Annotated in this window: 13 protein-coding genes; 9 read left to right on the top strand and 4 right to left on the bottom strand. The window is 38.7% G+C overall.

Annotated features, from left to right (window positions below; all coding sequences use genetic code 11):
• Positions 1-101 precede the first annotated feature (101 nt).
• From DLD54_RS08190 to DLD54_RS08180, 3 genes are read right to left on the bottom strand one after another with little or no spacing between them, the layout of a single operon-like run.
• Entirely contained in the window at positions 102-1,571 is a 1,470-nt protein-coding gene (locus tag DLD54_RS08190) for an FGGY-family carbohydrate kinase (RefSeq protein WP_109918892.1), read from the bottom strand.
• Between the two features lie 13 nt (positions 1,572-1,584).
• Entirely contained in the window at positions 1,585-2,529 is a 945-nt protein-coding gene (locus tag DLD54_RS08185; protein ID WP_109918891.1) for a transketolase family protein, read from the bottom strand.
• Positions 2,522-3,355, bottom strand: coding sequence for a transketolase (locus DLD54_RS08180; protein ID WP_109918890.1), 834 nt, complete (start codon positions 3,353-3,355; stop codon positions 2,522-2,524). The genes DLD54_RS08185 and DLD54_RS08180 overlap by 8 nt, the downstream gene beginning before the upstream one ends.
• 136 nt (positions 3,356-3,491) lie before the next feature.
• Between DLD54_RS08180 and DLD54_RS08175 the strand changes: the two genes are divergently transcribed.
• From DLD54_RS08175 to DLD54_RS08145, 7 genes are all read left to right on the top strand, one after another.
• Positions 3,492-4,508 (top strand): LacI family DNA-binding transcriptional regulator, encoded by a 1,017-nt coding sequence (locus DLD54_RS08175; protein WP_038524550.1) that lies wholly within the window; start codon positions 3,492-3,494, stop codon positions 4,506-4,508.
• A 110-nt stretch (positions 4,509-4,618) separates the two neighbouring features.
• On the top strand, positions 4,619-6,067 hold the full coding sequence (locus DLD54_RS08170) for an L-fucose/L-arabinose isomerase family protein (protein WP_109918889.1): 1,449 nt from the start codon (positions 4,619-4,621) through the stop codon (positions 6,065-6,067).
• A gap of 226 nt (positions 6,068-6,293) precedes the next feature.
• Positions 6,294-7,220, top strand: a complete 927-nt coding sequence (gene rbsK / locus DLD54_RS08165; protein ID WP_109918888.1) for a ribokinase — start codon at positions 6,294-6,296, stop codon at positions 7,218-7,220.
• 10 nt (positions 7,221-7,230) lie between these two features.
• Positions 7,231-7,626 (top strand): D-ribose pyranase, encoded by a 396-nt coding sequence (gene rbsD, locus DLD54_RS08160; protein ID WP_038524542.1) that lies wholly within the window; start codon positions 7,231-7,233, stop codon positions 7,624-7,626.
• Between the two features lie 15 nt (positions 7,627-7,641).
• Positions 7,642-9,120, top strand: a complete 1,479-nt coding sequence (locus DLD54_RS08155; RefSeq protein WP_109918887.1) for a sugar ABC transporter ATP-binding protein — start codon at positions 7,642-7,644, stop codon at positions 9,118-9,120.
• A 1-nt stretch (position 9,121) separates the two neighbouring features.
• Positions 9,122-10,087: an ABC transporter permease gene (locus DLD54_RS08150; RefSeq protein ID WP_038524535.1), complete on the top strand. Its 966-nt coding sequence runs from the start codon at positions 9,122-9,124 to the stop codon at positions 10,085-10,087.
• Between the two features lie 31 nt (positions 10,088-10,118).
• On the top strand, positions 10,119-11,111 hold the full coding sequence (locus DLD54_RS08145) for an ABC transporter substrate binding protein (RefSeq protein WP_370448321.1): 993 nt from the start codon (positions 10,119-10,121) through the stop codon (positions 11,109-11,111).
• Between the two features lie 74 nt (positions 11,112-11,185).
• Here DLD54_RS08145 and DLD54_RS08140 read toward each other — a convergent pair whose 3' ends face one another.
• Positions 11,186-12,145: a LacI family DNA-binding transcriptional regulator gene (locus tag DLD54_RS08140; protein ID WP_109918886.1), complete on the bottom strand. Its 960-nt coding sequence runs from the start codon at positions 12,143-12,145 to the stop codon at positions 11,186-11,188.
• Between the two features lie 173 nt (positions 12,146-12,318).
• Here DLD54_RS08140 and DLD54_RS08135 point away from each other — a divergent pair, with 173 nt between their 5' ends.
• Positions 12,319-13,551 carry an MFS transporter gene (locus tag DLD54_RS08135; protein ID WP_109918885.1) on the top strand — a complete coding sequence of 411 codons (1,233 nt, stop codon included), beginning with the start codon at positions 12,319-12,321 and terminating at the stop codon, positions 13,549-13,551.
• Positions 13,552-13,574: 23 nt separating this feature from the next.
• A complete protein-coding gene (locus DLD54_RS08130; protein ID WP_109918884.1) occupies positions 13,575-15,110 on the top strand; it encodes a DUF5060 domain-containing protein in 1,536 nt (511 codons plus the stop codon).
• Positions 15,111-15,179 lie beyond the last annotated feature (69 nt).

The raw sequence follows: 15,179 nt of genomic DNA, 5'->3' as shown, positions 1-15,179 counted from the left end.
TTTAGTATACGACAATTGCATTGCATGTGTGCCAACTATCTTAACGTTTTCATAATAAGATTTGTAATTGTCTTAATTAAATTAGCGAAAATGTGCTCTTTTTATAATGCGCTTTGGTTTGTTGAAAGGATATTAAGCCAATTTTCCCAGTCCTTGCGGTATAGTTGGGCTTGTGAAAACTTCATATTAGGTGAATAAACCTTAACTGCTGCTATTTTATTATTATGGTTCATGGCATTCATAGCTGTTCCTAAGGCACTCAATTCTGAAACAGCAGCAAGTTTAACTTGCATTTGGGTAATATCGCTTAAATATTGCATTAAATATTGATTTTGAATCATCCCGCCATCAACGTTAAGTTCCCGGTTAATTTGCGGAAATAATTTTTTCAGTTCACTAATAGTGTCGCTAATTTGGTAAACTAATGAATCTAAGGTCGCTTTTACCAGTTCGTTTTTACCAGTGATAGTCGTCATTCCGACAAAAGCCGCTTTCATATCCGGTTGCCAGTAGGGTGCGCCTAGTCCAGCAAAGGCTGGGATTAAACAGGTGTGATCGTTGGGATTAGCTGCCAATGCTAAATTACTGGTTTCTTTAGGTGAACTAATCAGCTTTAAGTTATCCTTTAGCCAAGAAATGCAGGCGCCAGCGTAATTAATATTACCTTCAAGCACATAGGAAGTTTGTCCATTTAAAGACCAGGCAATCGAAGTATTAAGCTTATTTTGAATACTTCGCGGCAGATTGCTGCCAATATTGAGCATCACGGAAGAACCTGTCCCAAAGGTAACCTTAAAATCTCCTGCATTAAAACAGCCATGAGCATATAACGCAGCTTGTGAGTCACCCAGAACACTCGTGATCGGGATAGAGTGGTTAAGTAGTCCGAATAAATTCGTATTACCGAAGTGGGAATTAGAGTCAACGATTTCAGGCAGGCTTTCAATTGCGATACCAAAAATAGCTCCTAACTCTTGATCCCATTTTCCCGTATGGATGTTCATTAACTGGGTCCGGCAGGCATTTGAAGGTTCTGTTTTAAAACTCTTTTTATTAGTCAACTGGTAAATTAACCAACTGTCCATAGTCCCTAAGCAGAGATCGTCTTTTTCCTGGGCTTGAATTACTTTGGGCTCATGAAGCAGCATCCAGCCCCATTTAGCTCCGGTAAAGTAGGGCGAGAGCGCCAGGCCAGTTTTTGTTTTGACTGTTTCTGCTAATTTTGGATAAGAGATAGATTTGATCAGTTTTTCAGCACGATTGTCCTGCCAAACTATTGTGTTACAAAGGGGCGCACCTGTTTTTTTCGACCAGGCAGCTGCAGATTCACGTTGATTTGTGATTGCTAAGGCTGTCAGTTGGTCTGGTTTGACCTGCATAAGGGCAGCTTCAAAGAGCTTTTTCAAATTGGCCTTGATTTCACTTAAATCGTGGCTAATCCATCCGTTCTTGCTGACTATTTGTTTATGAGGCAAGCTGGTTTTCCAAAAAATCTGGTTATTTTGATCAATCAGAAGAACTTTTGTACTCTGCGTACTCTGATCAATTGTTAAAATATATTCTTCAGGCATAAATTACCGGCTTCTATTTAGACAAAAAACTTTTGACAGACTTCTTGATGCCGGCAGTGTCAAGTCCATAATAATGAAAGACTTCGTCCTGTGTTCCTTGAATTGCCGGTTCGTCTGGAAAGCCCAAAATTTTAAGTTTGGCATGGCCGTACTTTGCCACTTCACATGCTACGGCGGCGCCGATGCCGTTAATAACGTCATGTTCTTCTATAGTTACTAAATAATTAAATTTTTGTGCTAAGTCGGCAATCGTTTCGGTATCAAGCGGCTTGATTGAAGCAAGATCAACCACAGCAGCTTGTATGCCGTCTTTAGCCAGTTCTTTAGCGGCTTGAAGGGCAAAGTATAATGTCTCGCCAGTAGAGATTAAGCAAACGTCTTTACCGGGGAGAATTACTTTGGCCTTGCCGGGAGTGAAATGGAAGTCTTCATGGTAAACATTGTCCAGTTTACGTTTACCAATGCGCACATAAGCAGGTTTATCTGACTTAAGCAGATAATTGAATAGTGCTTTGATTTGGTATTTATCACATGGTTGGTAGACTTCTAGGTCAGGAATTGCCCGCGTAATTGCCACATCGTTAAGTGAATGGTGCGTATTGCCCAGCCAAGTGTATGAATTACCGCCAGAAATACCAATGAGTTTAACGTTATTGCGGTTAAATGCTACATCAACTTTGACTTGTTCAATTGCTCGCATGGCCAGAAATGAAGCTGGAGAAAAGACATAGGGATGCTTACCTTCATGAGCCATACCTGCGGCTACAGTTACGGCATTTTGCTCAGCTATGCCCATTTCTATGGTTCTGTCGGGATGTGCGTTAGTGAAAGGAACTAGTCCTGCCGATCCCCGAGAATCGCATGTGACCACTATTAAATCTGGATCGCTAGTAGTTGCCTCGTCGAGCGTTTTTGCAATGACTGCATTTGCAGTTAATTTTTCATCCAACTTATTCATTATTTAACGCCTCCATTTGTGCATCTAATTCCTGTAGTCCTGCTTGGTATTCAGTTGCAGTAGGAATTTTATGGTGCCAATCCGCTCTGTTTTCGGCTGCTGAAATACCTTTGCCTTTGACCGTATTAGCAATAATCAGGCGTGGCTTATTAGTGTCATTTGGTTTGGTTAAAATATTAACCACATCGCCCATATTATTGCCATTAACTTCCAAAACTTCCCAGTTGAATGCGCGGTATTTGGTACTTAGCGGGTTTGAGCGCATCACTGAATCGGTAGTGCCGGAAATTTGCAGGTCATTGTGGTCAATAATGGCCGTGAGATTGTCTAAGTTATAATTGCCAGCTGCCATTGCGGCTTCCCAAATTGATCCTTCAGCTTGTTCACCGTCACCCATTAAAACGTAAATGTGTTTGCGTGATTGCTTCATCTTAGCTGCAAGAGCGACGCCAACGCCTAAACCTAGCCCATGACCCAGTGAACCGGTATGAAATTCCATGCCTTTAACTTCGGTAGTCGGATGGCCAATATAGGGGCTGTTAAAAGTAGAGTACCTTTTTTCAAGGTCAACGCGATCTATATAACCTTTATCAGCTAAAATTTCGTACCAGATTTCAACAGCATGACCCTTACTTTGAATATACGTGTCAACATCTTTTTGACCAATATTTTCTGCGTTTTGGTTCATAACCGCATAGTATAAAGCAACTAAGATATCAGCACAGGATAAGTCAGAACCGGTGTGACCGTTTTGGTGATTATAGATTAGCTGCCACGTTCTTTTTCTTAGTGCAACAGCCTTCTTTTTTAATTCAAGAATATTCATGAAAACACCTCATTATCAAAAATAATTACTTGTAATTGCTTACACTGATAGAGTATCATGCTTATAACTAGTTTAGTTATATTGATTAGTTAGTTTAGCTTATATTAGTAAACAATAATATTGAAGAGATGATTTTTTGAACCTAAAAATGAGTGATATTGCAAAGATAGCGGGCGTTTCTAAAGCCGCTGTTTCTTTTGCTCTAAATGGCAAGCCGGGCGTAAGCGAAAAAACCAGAAAAAAGATTTTTAAGGTTATTAAAGATCAAGGTTATGAGCCGCTACGCAAACATAAAAAAGGCGGGGTTCGCAAATTAGCCAGTATCAGTCTGATTATTATTCGCGATCGAGCTGGAATGATGAATCGGAGCTATGCCAGCCTGCCCTTTTTTGATACCTTAATATCTAACTTAACGCAAAATATTGGCGGTTTTGGCGGACAAGTCCAAATTGTGCAACTGGATATCAATCACTTGCAAGATAATCTGAATGAAAATACAGCATTGCTGCAGTCTAAGGCTTCAATTGTGCTGGCAACCGATCTGAATAAAAAGCAAGTTAAGTTAATAAATCAAAAACTAAAAAATGTGATCTTTATTGATACGTATTTTAAAGATGTAAATGCCGATTTTATCTCAATTGATAATTTTCAGGGGGCATATTTAGCAGGTAAATATATTTTGGCTAAAGGCTATCGGAAAATAGGCTATGTTGCTTCTAACCATAGTATTCCCAATTTTGCGCAAAGACGGGCAGGCTTTACCCAAGCCCTAAAAGAGAAAAACATTGAAATTCCTCCGGAATTTATTTTTAGCTTAAATCCTACTGAACTTAGAGGAGCCTTGCCGCAATTTATCCATTTGAGCAAAGTTTTTCCTGAAGTGCTTTTTTGTGAAAATGATTATATGGCCCTGCGTTTGGTCAAAGAATTTACCAAAGAAAAAATTAGAGTGCCCCAAGATATAGCAATCATGGGCTTTGATGATATTTTTGAAGACACGATGGTTACGCCGGAATTAACAACGATTCACGTCCCGATAACGCAGATTGTCAGCCAAGCAATTAATCAATTACAAAACAAAGCTGCTGACCACAATTGGCTGCCCCAAAAGTGCTTTATCTCAACCAAATTGGTTAAGAGGGAATCATTATAAAAATAGTTTAGTCTAATTAAGTAAAAACAGTATTGAATGGTCTTCTAGTTTAGTTTATATTTTGCTTTGGAAGCGAATACAAATATAAAAAATTAGGAGGCTCTTTTTTAATGGTTAATAATAAAAGTTTACAAAAAATAAAAATTGGCTTTGTACCAACTAGAAGAAACATTTTCTCAGCAACAGCAGCGATTGAATTTGCAGATAAAACCCGTAAAAAATTAGATGAATTGGGAATTAACTACGTTGATATTAAAGAAGTTAATGATGATGGACTTCTTTATGATGATGACGGACTCGAAAAAATAACCCAGAAATTTAAAGCGGCGGCTATTGATGGTTTGTTTATTGCAAACGAAAATTTTGGTACCGAGTATGAAGTTGCACGTCTGGCAGCTAAATTCAACGTACCTGTTCTTTTATGGGGGCCAAAAGACGAGGCACCGGCTACCGACGGTTCAAGGAGGCGCGATACGCAATGTGGTCTATTTGCTATTGGTAAAGTTCTGCGTCACTTTAATGTTCCTTTTACCTATATTAGAAACAGCGATATTGCTGATCCGTCATTCAGCCGCGGAGTAATTGATTTTGTGAAGGTATGCAATGTTGTTAAAACTTTTAGGAATACCCGCGTTTTGCAGATAGGTCCTCGTCCCTTTGATTTTTGGTCAGTTATTGTCAATGAAGGCGAATTATTGGAAAAATTCGGTATTCAACTTTCACCAATCCCTTTAGGTGAGCTTACTTCATATATGAATGATTTAATTAAGAAAAACGATCCGCGCATTTCAGAGACTAAAGATACTTTTAGAAAATGGGCAGATATTAAAATTAAGGAAGATGATTTTACTAAAGTTGCTGCCTTGAAATTGGCTATGCAAGATAAAATGAAACAATATGGTTGCAACTGTGGCACTATTCAATGCTGGACGGAGCTGCAGCGTGAAATCGGAATTTTGCCGTATGCTTCTGAGGCTTTGCTCCAAACAGAAGGACTGCCGGTAACTTGCGAGACTGATATTAACGGGGCAATTTCAGAAGTCTTGGCAGAATCTGCTACGCTTGGGGATGAAAGAGCGTTATTTGCTGACGTTAACTGCCGCCACCCTGAAAATGAAAACGGCGAATTGCTGCAGCATCTGGGTACATTTGCTTTCCAAACGGCTAAAAACCGTCCGGTTTTGCCACCATCGCACTTTGTATTTGATTATCCCGGTTCAGCTGCTTTTCAGGCTAAAGACGGCACTTATACCTTAGTTCGTTTTGACGGTGACCACGGCAAGTATTCTATGCTGCTGGGCAATGCTAAAACTTGTGCGGGTCCGTATGAACAAGGAACTTATGCTTGGTTTGAATTTAATGATCTAAACCGTTTTGAAGCAAAATATGTCTATGGGCCTTATATTCACCATATGGCTGGCGTCCGTGCCGACGTTGTGCCAATTCTTGCTGAAGCAGGAAAGTACATTAACGTTGAGCCAGATTATTTTGACCCGATTAAAGATAAAGTTGCAGCATATTGGTACGGCGACTATGAATCAATTTTAACTGAAAAATAAAAATTACTTTTTAAAGTTAGTATTTGTTAAGGCAAGAATATTCCTATATTCTTGCTTTTTTTGTGCTCTAACGGTAACTAAACCAAAACTAAAATAAAATTTTATTATCAACTGCTATTGAAAGCGATTGCATTAACTGGGATAATGAAATTTGTGTAAGGCTCTGTATATTAAAGCCTTAAGTCAGATAAAGCTTAATACTTGTTTTTAGTGAGAGGGGGAAAACATGAGTATTAATATCTCGGTTCTTGGCAGTATCAATTTAGATACTACTTATCACATTACTCATATCCCGTTACCTGGTGAAACGCTCCAAGTAAATAAGAAAACGTATGCTGGTGGCGGGAAAGGAGCTAATCAAGCAGTGGCTGCACAGCGTAGCGGTGCTACTGTTCATTTTATCGGCGCAGTAGGCAACGATACTGCAGGAAAATTCATGCTAGAAACAATGGGCAAGGAAAACATTGATTTAGCTAACGTCGAAGTTAAAGAAAACGAGCAAACAGGGGCGGCTACAATTTTGCTTGATAAGAATGGGCAAAATAGTATTTTGGTTTATGCCGGAGCTAACAGTTTAATTAGTCATAAGCAGATAGTTAAAGCAGAAGATGTGATTGCAAAGTCTCAGTACATTATTGCGCAGTTTGAAACGCCAATTAAAGCAACTCTTGAGGCTTTTAAGATTGCTAAAAAACATGACGTGATAACTATTTTAAATCCTGCTCCAGCTGCAAAAATTAGTGATGAACTATTGGAATTAACGGACATTATTACTCCTAACGAAACAGAAAGTGCCTTTATTACAGGCATCAAAGTCAAAGACCAAAATGCAATGCACGAAACAGATATGTACTTTAAGAAAAAGGGAGTAAAAGTAACATTAATTACTTTAGGTTCGCGCGGAGTACACTGTTCGATTGGCTCTATCAGCCAATTAGTTCCTGCACACAAAGTCCATGTAGTAGATACTACGGGAGCCGGAGATACTTTCGTTGGTGCAATGGCATCCATATTAAAACCGGATTTTTCAAATATTTTTGAAGCGATTGATTATGGTCAAAAAGCTTCATCAATCACCATTGAAGTTATGGGTGCGCAACCTTCAATTCCTACCAGAGAAAAGGTTGAGCAGGTGTACGGAAAGGAAGATTAAGAAGATTAATATGAAGAAAACAGGTATTTTAAATTCTAATATCTCTCGTGTCGTGGCTGATATGGGGCACATGGATTGGCTAGGAATTGGTGATGCGGGTACGCCCGTACCGCCAGAAACAGAAAAAATTGATTTGGCAGTTTCTGCCAACCTTCCCTCATTTACGCAAGTTTTAAAAGAAGTTCTTAAAGAATTGGCTGTGCAAAAAGTTTATGTTGCTGAGGAAATTAAGAAACAGAACCCACAGCAGTTAGAAAACATTAAAGCAATTTTGCCAAACGTTGAAATTGAGTTTATTCCTCACAGTGAATTAAAGCAGGATTTACGCAGGGCAAAAGCTTTTATTCGAACAGGAGAAGAGACGCCTTTCTCAAACGTAATTCTCGAAAGTGGTGTGATTTTTTAGGAGGTGAGCCTTTTCATGAAAATTGAAATGAAAGGGATTGAAAAATCTTTTGGAACCAATAAAGTTTTACGGGGCGTGGATTTTGACGTTCATTCTGGCGAAGTCCATGCGTTAATGGGCGAAAACGGCGCCGGCAAGTCTACTTTAATGAATATTTTAACTGGCTTACTAAGAAAAGACGCGGGTTCAATTAAAGTTGATGACCACGACACTACCTACGCCAGCGCATTAGACGCGGAACATCATGGCATTAGTTTTATTCACCAAGAAATGAACAACTTTGCCGAAATGAGCGTTGTCGATAATATGTTTTTGAATAAAGAAATTAAAACTAAGCTGGGCCTAGTTGATCAAAAGAAAATGAGAAAAGAAGCCCAGCAATATTTGGTGAATTTGGGTTCAGACATTGATGTTGACAGTAAAATGGGCGACTTGACTGTAGGTCAGCAGCAAATGGTGGAAATAGCTAAGTCTCTGATGATTAACGCCAAAATAATTATTATGGACGAGCCTACTGCCGCACTGACTGAGAATGAAACTGCTATTTTATTCAAAACAATTAGAGAATTAAAGTCCAATAACGTCGGCTTTATTTACATCTCGCACAGAATGGAAGAACTTTGGCAAATATGTGACCGGGTAACAGTTATGCGTGATGGCTTATCAGTCAACACTTATCAGACCAAAGACGTTGCCGAAAATCAAATTGTTCACGACATGGTAGGGCGTGACATTGGTGACTATTACCCTGGCCGCCACCCGCATTTGGGAGAAGTGGCATTAAAAGCTGAACATTTATCAGGAGAAAAGTTTCACGATATCAGTTTTGAAGTCCACGAAGGAGAAATTTTAGGATTTTCCGGCTTGATGGGAGCTGGCAGAACGGAAACCATGAGAGCCTTATTTGGAATTGACAAATTAAGCTCCGGTAAAATCTATGTCGCTGGCAAGGAAACAAAACTAACCAGTCCCAGCGTCTCCATTAAAAAGGGCATTGGCTTTTTAACTGAAGATAGAAAAAATGAGGGTCTGATTACTGAACAATCTTTAGAAGATAATATTGCCCTGCCAAGTATTGATACTTTCCGTAAGCATGGCATTATTGACAAAAAAGCAGAGGATAAATTTGCTGATATGCTGACTAAGCGGCTAACAGTGAAGGCTAATAATGCGCAAGTAACGGCCGGCAGCTTGTCAGGCGGTAACCAGCAAAAGGTTGTTTTAGCTAAATGGGTTGGCAGCGGCTCCAAGATTTTAATTTTGGATGAACCAACTCGTGGAGTTGACGTAGGTGCCAAGAAAGAAATTTATGAACTGATGAATCAGTTAACCGACAGACACGTAGCCATCATAATGATTTCTAGTGACCTGCCTGAAGTTCTTAGTATGAGTGATCGTATTGAAGTGCTATATGAAGGTAAACAAATGGGCGTCATTAATGCCCAAGGTGCAACTCAAGAACAAGTGATGAAATTAGCTACAGGAGGAAAGTAGAATGGACAAGGCAAAAACAACAAAAAAGAAATTTGATTTTACGAAATACATGGCGCTCGTGGCTTTAATAATTTTAGTAATTATTATTACAGTTTTAAACCCTCAATTTATTGCGCCAAATAACTTATTAAATTTGCTTCGTCAAGCATCGGTCAACGCTCTAATCGCCTTTGGAATGACATTTGTTATTCTTACTTCCGGTATTGATTTATCTGTCGGTTCTATTTTGGCTTTTACAGGTGCTATCAGTGCCAGCTTGATTCTAGGAGGCACACCTGCTTGGCTTGCCGCATTAATTGGCCTTGCAATCGGAGCTTTATTGGGGGCACTCAATGGTGTATTCATCACCTGGGGCAAAGTTACCCCCTTTATTGCCACCTTGGCTACTATGACTATTTGGCGCGGTGCCACATATGTCTTCACAGGTGGCAATCCTATTACTGGCGGTAAAATGAATACCAGCTTTTTCTTCCAATTTGTAGGGCAAGGCTATTTATTTGGTATTCCATTTCCAGTAATTATTACTCTGATTGCATTTATTATTTGCTACGTTCTACTTCATAAAACTGCTTTTGGTCGTAAGACCTTCGCGTTAGGCGGCAACGAAAAAGCTGCGTTTGTGGCTGGTGTTAAAACTAAGAAATTATTGATTATTATCTACACGATTTCTGGTTTATTTGCGGCTTTGGCTGGCTTTATACTAACTTCAAGATTAGGCTCAGCCCAGCCCGATGCAGGTATGTCTTATGAAATGGACGCTATTGCTTCCACTGTTATTGGTGGTGCCAGCCTGATGGGCGGTAAAGGAAGAATGGCAGGGACTCTCGTGGGTGCTTTGTTAATTGCTTCTTTAAGCAATGGTATGAATTTACTCGGGATTAATAGTTTCTATCAACAAATTGTTAAAGGTGTCGTAATTTTAATTGCGGTTATGATTGATTCCCAAACACAAAAGAACAGGGAATAAAATTATTTTTAGAGGAGAAATAATGATGAATATTAAAAATTTTTCCAAACGATTGATGAAAATTGCTACTGCAGCTTCTGTCTTGCTTTTAGCAGGGGGAATACTTGCGGGCTGTGGTTCCACAGGCTTAAGCAACAGTTCGGGTTCGTCTTCTAAAGTAGAAAAGAAGGCACCAAAAGATTTAAAAATTGGTGTGTCTATCTCAACATTGACTAACCCCGCATTTGTTAATTTAAAGAATGTTATTAGTGACTATGCTAAAAAGCATGGTTCAAAAGTCATCATCGATGACGCAAATAATGATACTTCAAAGCAAAATAACGACGTTGAAGATTTAATCACACAAAAGGTAGATGCCTTAATTATCAACCCTTGTGATTCTTCAGCTATTTCTACAGTAGTTAAAAAAGCTAATGATGCTAAAATTCCTGTAATCTGTGTTGACCGTAGTGCTGACTCCGGTAAAGTAGTTTCAACAGTTGCTTCTGACAATATTGCCGGAGGTAAAAAAGCTGCTAATTGGTTAATTGAAAAATTAGGCGAAAATGCTAAAATTGCTGAAATTCAAGGAATTCCTGGAGCTTCTGCCACACGTGAACGTGGTAAAGGTTTTGATAGTATTGGTGATAAGAAATTAAATATTGTGACTAAGCAGACCGCTCAGTTTGACCGTGCCAAGGCCCTGACCGTTACCGAAAACATTTTACAAGCTCATAGCGATATTAAAGGTATTTTTGCCCAAAACGACGAAGAAGCAGTTGGTGCAGCTCGAGCTGTTAAAGCTGCTAACAAGAAAATAACTATCATTGGTTTTGATGGTACTCTTGCCAGCTTGAATTTAATTCAAAAGGGTCAAATTACGGCTACTGTTGGTCAGCAATGGAATAAGATAGGTCAAGAATCTGTCCAAAAGGTTTACGATCACTACCAGAATAAGAAGGTTCCTAAGAACGACAAGGTAGCAGTCAAGATTATTACTAAGAATAATGTAGCTTCATTTAAGAAGCAAGTTTACAACAAATAATAAAACCAATTGTTGATAGATTATTAATAAAAACGAATAGGAACTTAAAGTCTAACTTTAAGCTCCTATTTTATTTAATATGTCGAATTTCTCTTAATAGGAATGACGTTAATAATACTATTTTGGCTAGATTTCTTTCCATTGATTAAATCTAATAATCGCTTTGCTGCAGTTTGACCAATCAATTTTGGCTGTTGATCAATTGTAGAAATTGTAGGCGTAGTATATTCGCATAGCACGTTATTATCATAGCCTATAAGTTGAAAATCAGCTGGGATTTTAAGATTACGCCGTTGAGCTTCCTTAATAATTTCCGCAGCATAGATATCATTAACTGCAATTACAGCGTCAAACCGATTGCTTTTCTTTAAGACTTCTTGCGCAGCTTTCTCAGGATCGGTTTCGGAAACCTTTTTAAGCATGTAGGGAATATTAAGCTTGTTTAGCTCGTTAACTAGTGACTCTACTCTTTCCCTTACTGTTGGCAATCTCAGCGGCCAATGCTGAATCATTACCCTAGTTGCCTGATTTTGCAATAGAGAAATACAGTCTTTGCCACCTTTGATGTTGTCTGAAACTATGCGGGCAACATTATCATCAATATTAGCGCTATCATACATTACAAGAGGTGTTGCCAGGTTTAAAGTAGCTGGCATATCAAAAGCGGCAGTGATAATGCCGTCAATATTATTTTTTTGGAACTCGTTAATAAAATTCAAATAGTTTTTTTTATTTGAATTGGCACTAAAAGAAATTAGCGCAGAATAGCCTTTTTTTTGCAGAACAGATTGAATGCCGTCAATAATTTGGGCATAAAAACGGTTGTTTAGGTCGGGGATGATGATGCCAATCATCCGCGATTTTTTTTGGTATAAAGTTCGTGCTACTTGATTAGGCTGATAATTTATTTCTTTGATAACTCGTTCGACTTTTTTTCTAGTAGCAGGGCTGACGTTAGGCGAATCATTAATAATTCGAGAAACAGTAGCTACAGAAACTCCGGCTAATTTAGCTACATCTTTAATAGTAGACATGATTGATCCTTTTTTAATTACTGTAATGGGTTACATTTTTATTATAACTCATAAATTAATTTATACTATTTTAGTCATAGTTAAGTAAATCGCTATTGCTTTGTAACCGGTTACAAGATAATATAAAAATGTAAATCAACGTCAAACCTAATACTTTAGAAAGGAGTTTAATTATGAACGTTGAAAATTTGCGGGAGAAAAATAAGGGTAACTGGAAACTCAAAGTAGGAATTTTGGGGATCTCACTTTTTTTGCAGGTTGCTGGTTCTAACCTGGCGGCGATACCTCTAATTGCCAAATCTTTTCCCCATGAATCTGTGACTTCGGTGCAGGCATTATTTACTATTCCATCATTCACAATCATGTTGTTCATCTTGTTCAGCAATGCTGTCATTAAGTGGTTTGGTAAAAGAAATACCGTAATCATAGGCATGATTGTAGCTGTAATTGGTGGTATTATTCCGTTTTTTGTTAATAATTTTACTATTATTGTGATTAGCCGTTTGCTGGTTGGAGCAGGTATAGGGCTGTTTACATCTCTTGCCGTTTCTTTAATTGGCGACTGCTTTAGCGGTGAAGAACAGAAGACTTTAATTGGTATTCAAGGAGCTATGGGGACTCTGGGTAACAGCTCGATGACCTTTGTTTCCGGCTTGCTTTTGGGGATCAAATGGCAAGCAACCTTCTTGTACTTTTTAATTATAATTCCATTCTTAGTTCTCTTTATGATGGGTTACACACCAAAAATGGAGCAGGAAACGACTGTTGAAGGGCAAAGTGCTGCAGTGAATAATACCCAAACGAAAAAGCACGTTAAAATACCCGGTTTAATATATGTTGCCTTTTTGATGCTGTTTCTATTCTTTTCAGCTTTTATGGTTGAAGCTACAGCTTCGGCTTTAGTTATTGAACAGAATCATCTTGCCAATCAGGGTGCACTTTCTACAGAAATCGCAATCGCGGGCCTAATTGGCGCAGTGATTTCTATGGCATATTCCAAAATCTTTAAGATGTTAAAGCACTTTACCCCGGCAGTAGCAGTTGCCTGTGGTGCGGTTGGTTTTATTGTTTGCTCAAAAGCAGGCAATATGGCTATTTTCTTTATCGGTTTACTATTAATGATGATTGCCAACTTAATTATCCCTTATGTTTATGACACAATCTTGGGAGAAGTTGACGGCTCAATCAGTAATATGATTATTTCAATTGCGCAAGTCTGTAATAATTTAGGTGCATTTGCTTCTCCTTATGTTATTTCGATCTTATGCAAAATAACGGGCTTAAGTACGGCAGTTGATCAAATGAAGATTAGTGCAGGTATATTAGGCATAATAGCAGTTGTCTTTGTAATAATGGCAATTCTTAGAAGTAAAAAAGGCAGTAATAAAGCTAGAAATGTGGCGTAGCTTAAAGAGGGGAGTTATTTAAAATGACGACAATTGAAAAGTGGCACAGATATGAATTAGCCCTAGATGGACCAAAAAATGGTAATCCGTTTAGAGATGTCAACTTGACTGGAACGATCAACCATAACAATCACTTTGTCACCGTTGACGGTTTTTATGATGGCAATGGTATTTACAAGATTAGGTATATGCCGGAACAAGTGGGCGAATATACCCTGACTACAGCTTCTAATATACCTGCTCTTGATAAAAAAGAGATTCATTTTACAGTTGCAAACGCTGAAGGCAATAATCATGGTCCGGTTCGGGTTGCCGGTAAAACTCATTTCGCCTATGCGGACGGCACAGGTTTTATTCCGTTTGGCACTACAGCTTATGCTTGGACTGTTCAACCAGCAAATATCCAAAAGCAGACTATTCAAACTTTAAAGGAGAATAGTTTCAATAAAATTAGGATGCTGGTTTTTCCGAAAAGCTATGACTATAACAATAATGAACCGGAAATTTATCCATTCGCAGGTCAGCCTAATGTTAAGCGCGGAGGAACTGATTGGGTCTTTGATGGTGCCAATACAGGCTTTGATTTTACCCGTCCAGTGCCCCAGTACTTCCAAAACCTGGAGAATAATATTGACAAGCTGGATGAGCTGGGAATAGAAGCTGATCTGATTTTATTCAGCCCCTATGACCGCTGGGGCTTTGCCCGTATGGGGCTGAAGAATAACTTAGAATATGTAAAATATATAGTTGCCCGTTTGGCATCGTATAAGAATGTTTGGTGGTCGTTAGCCAATGAGTACGATTTAATGGATATGTGTGGACAAATTCCGCTAAAAGATTGGGATGTAATCGGACAGTATGTTTGTGAAAAAGATCCGTCTAACCACTTGGAATCAATCCATAACTTTTATGATCCCCCTCAGCATAAAGACACAATTAAAAATTGGTATGATCATACTAAGCCGTGGATCACGCACTTAAGTATCCAAACTGATAATTTATTCATGGTGCCTAAATGGATTGCTGAATACCAAAAGCCGGTAGTGGTTGATGAATGTCGCTATGAAGGCAATATTGAATTTGGCTGGGGTGATAATACGGCTCAAGGAATGATGGACAGCTTCTGGCGGGTCATCTTGCGTGGTGGAGGTTGTACACACGGCGAAACTTATATTGACAAGCCTAATACTGACCGACCGATCTGGTGGGCACATGGAGGTAAATTATACGGAGAAAGTCAAAAGAAAATTAATTTCTTAAATGATTTGCTCCAAGATAACGGTTTTAGCTGGGTAAAGCCTCAAGCTACATCCGGTCCCCACTGGGATTATGCGGTTGGTTCAAATCCTAAAGAAGATAAATGGCTGGTTTACTTTGGCGACAATGGGTCTGAATTTGTTATCTTGGACTTTTTACCTGAAAACAAGAAATATACTGCCAAATTAATTAACGCTTGGGCAGAAACAACACAAGACTTTGCGGCTGAAATTACTAACAAAGACAAATTTCATCTTCCAAGAAAACCGTACCAAGTCTTACTTTTAACTGAAAAACGTTAAAGAAAATGAAGTTGAATGCATAAAATGCGACCACAATGTGATCGCATTTTTGTTTGGGCAAAAATAGCT

It is taken from the genome of Lactobacillus helsingborgensis, from assembly GCF_003173695.1.
GTDB classification, from domain to species: Bacteria; Bacillota; Bacilli; order Lactobacillales; family Lactobacillaceae; genus Lactobacillus; species Lactobacillus helsingborgensis.
The sequence above is the reverse complement of the archived record's forward strand: the minus strand, read 5'-3'. Positions and strand labels throughout refer to the sequence as shown.

What these genes read in the sequence shown, in the direction of transcription:
- DLD54_RS08190 (WP_109918892.1), bottom strand. Translation starts at nt 1,571, where the DNA reads ATGCCTGAAGAATATATTTTAACAATTGATCAGAGTACGCAGAGTACA.
- DLD54_RS08185 (WP_109918891.1), bottom strand. Translation starts at nt 2,529, where the DNA reads ATGAATAAGTTGGATGAAAAATTAACTGCAAATGCAGTCATTGCAAAA.
- DLD54_RS08180 (WP_109918890.1), bottom strand. Translation starts at nt 3,355, where the DNA reads ATGAATATTCTTGAATTAAAAAAGAAGGCTGTTGCACTAAGAAAAAGA.
- DLD54_RS08170 (WP_109918889.1), top strand. Translation starts at nt 4,619, where the DNA reads ATGGTTAATAATAAAAGTTTACAAAAAATAAAAATTGGCTTTGTACCA.
- rbsK (WP_109918888.1), top strand. Translation starts at nt 6,294, where the DNA reads ATGAGTATTAATATCTCGGTTCTTGGCAGTATCAATTTAGATACTACT.
- rbsD (WP_038524542.1), top strand. Translation starts at nt 7,231, where the DNA reads ATGAAGAAAACAGGTATTTTAAATTCTAATATCTCTCGTGTCGTGGCT.
- DLD54_RS08155 (WP_109918887.1), top strand. Translation starts at nt 7,642, where the DNA reads ATGAAAATTGAAATGAAAGGGATTGAAAAATCTTTTGGAACCAATAAA.
- DLD54_RS08150 (WP_038524535.1), top strand. Translation starts at nt 9,122, where the DNA reads ATGGACAAGGCAAAAACAACAAAAAAGAAATTTGATTTTACGAAATAC.
- DLD54_RS08140 (WP_109918886.1), bottom strand. Translation starts at nt 12,145, where the DNA reads ATGTCTACTATTAAAGATGTAGCTAAATTAGCCGGAGTTTCTGTAGCT.
- DLD54_RS08135 (WP_109918885.1), top strand. Translation starts at nt 12,319, where the DNA reads ATGAACGTTGAAAATTTGCGGGAGAAAAATAAGGGTAACTGGAAACTC.
- DLD54_RS08130 (WP_109918884.1), top strand. Translation starts at nt 13,575, where the DNA reads ATGACGACAATTGAAAAGTGGCACAGATATGAATTAGCCCTAGATGGA.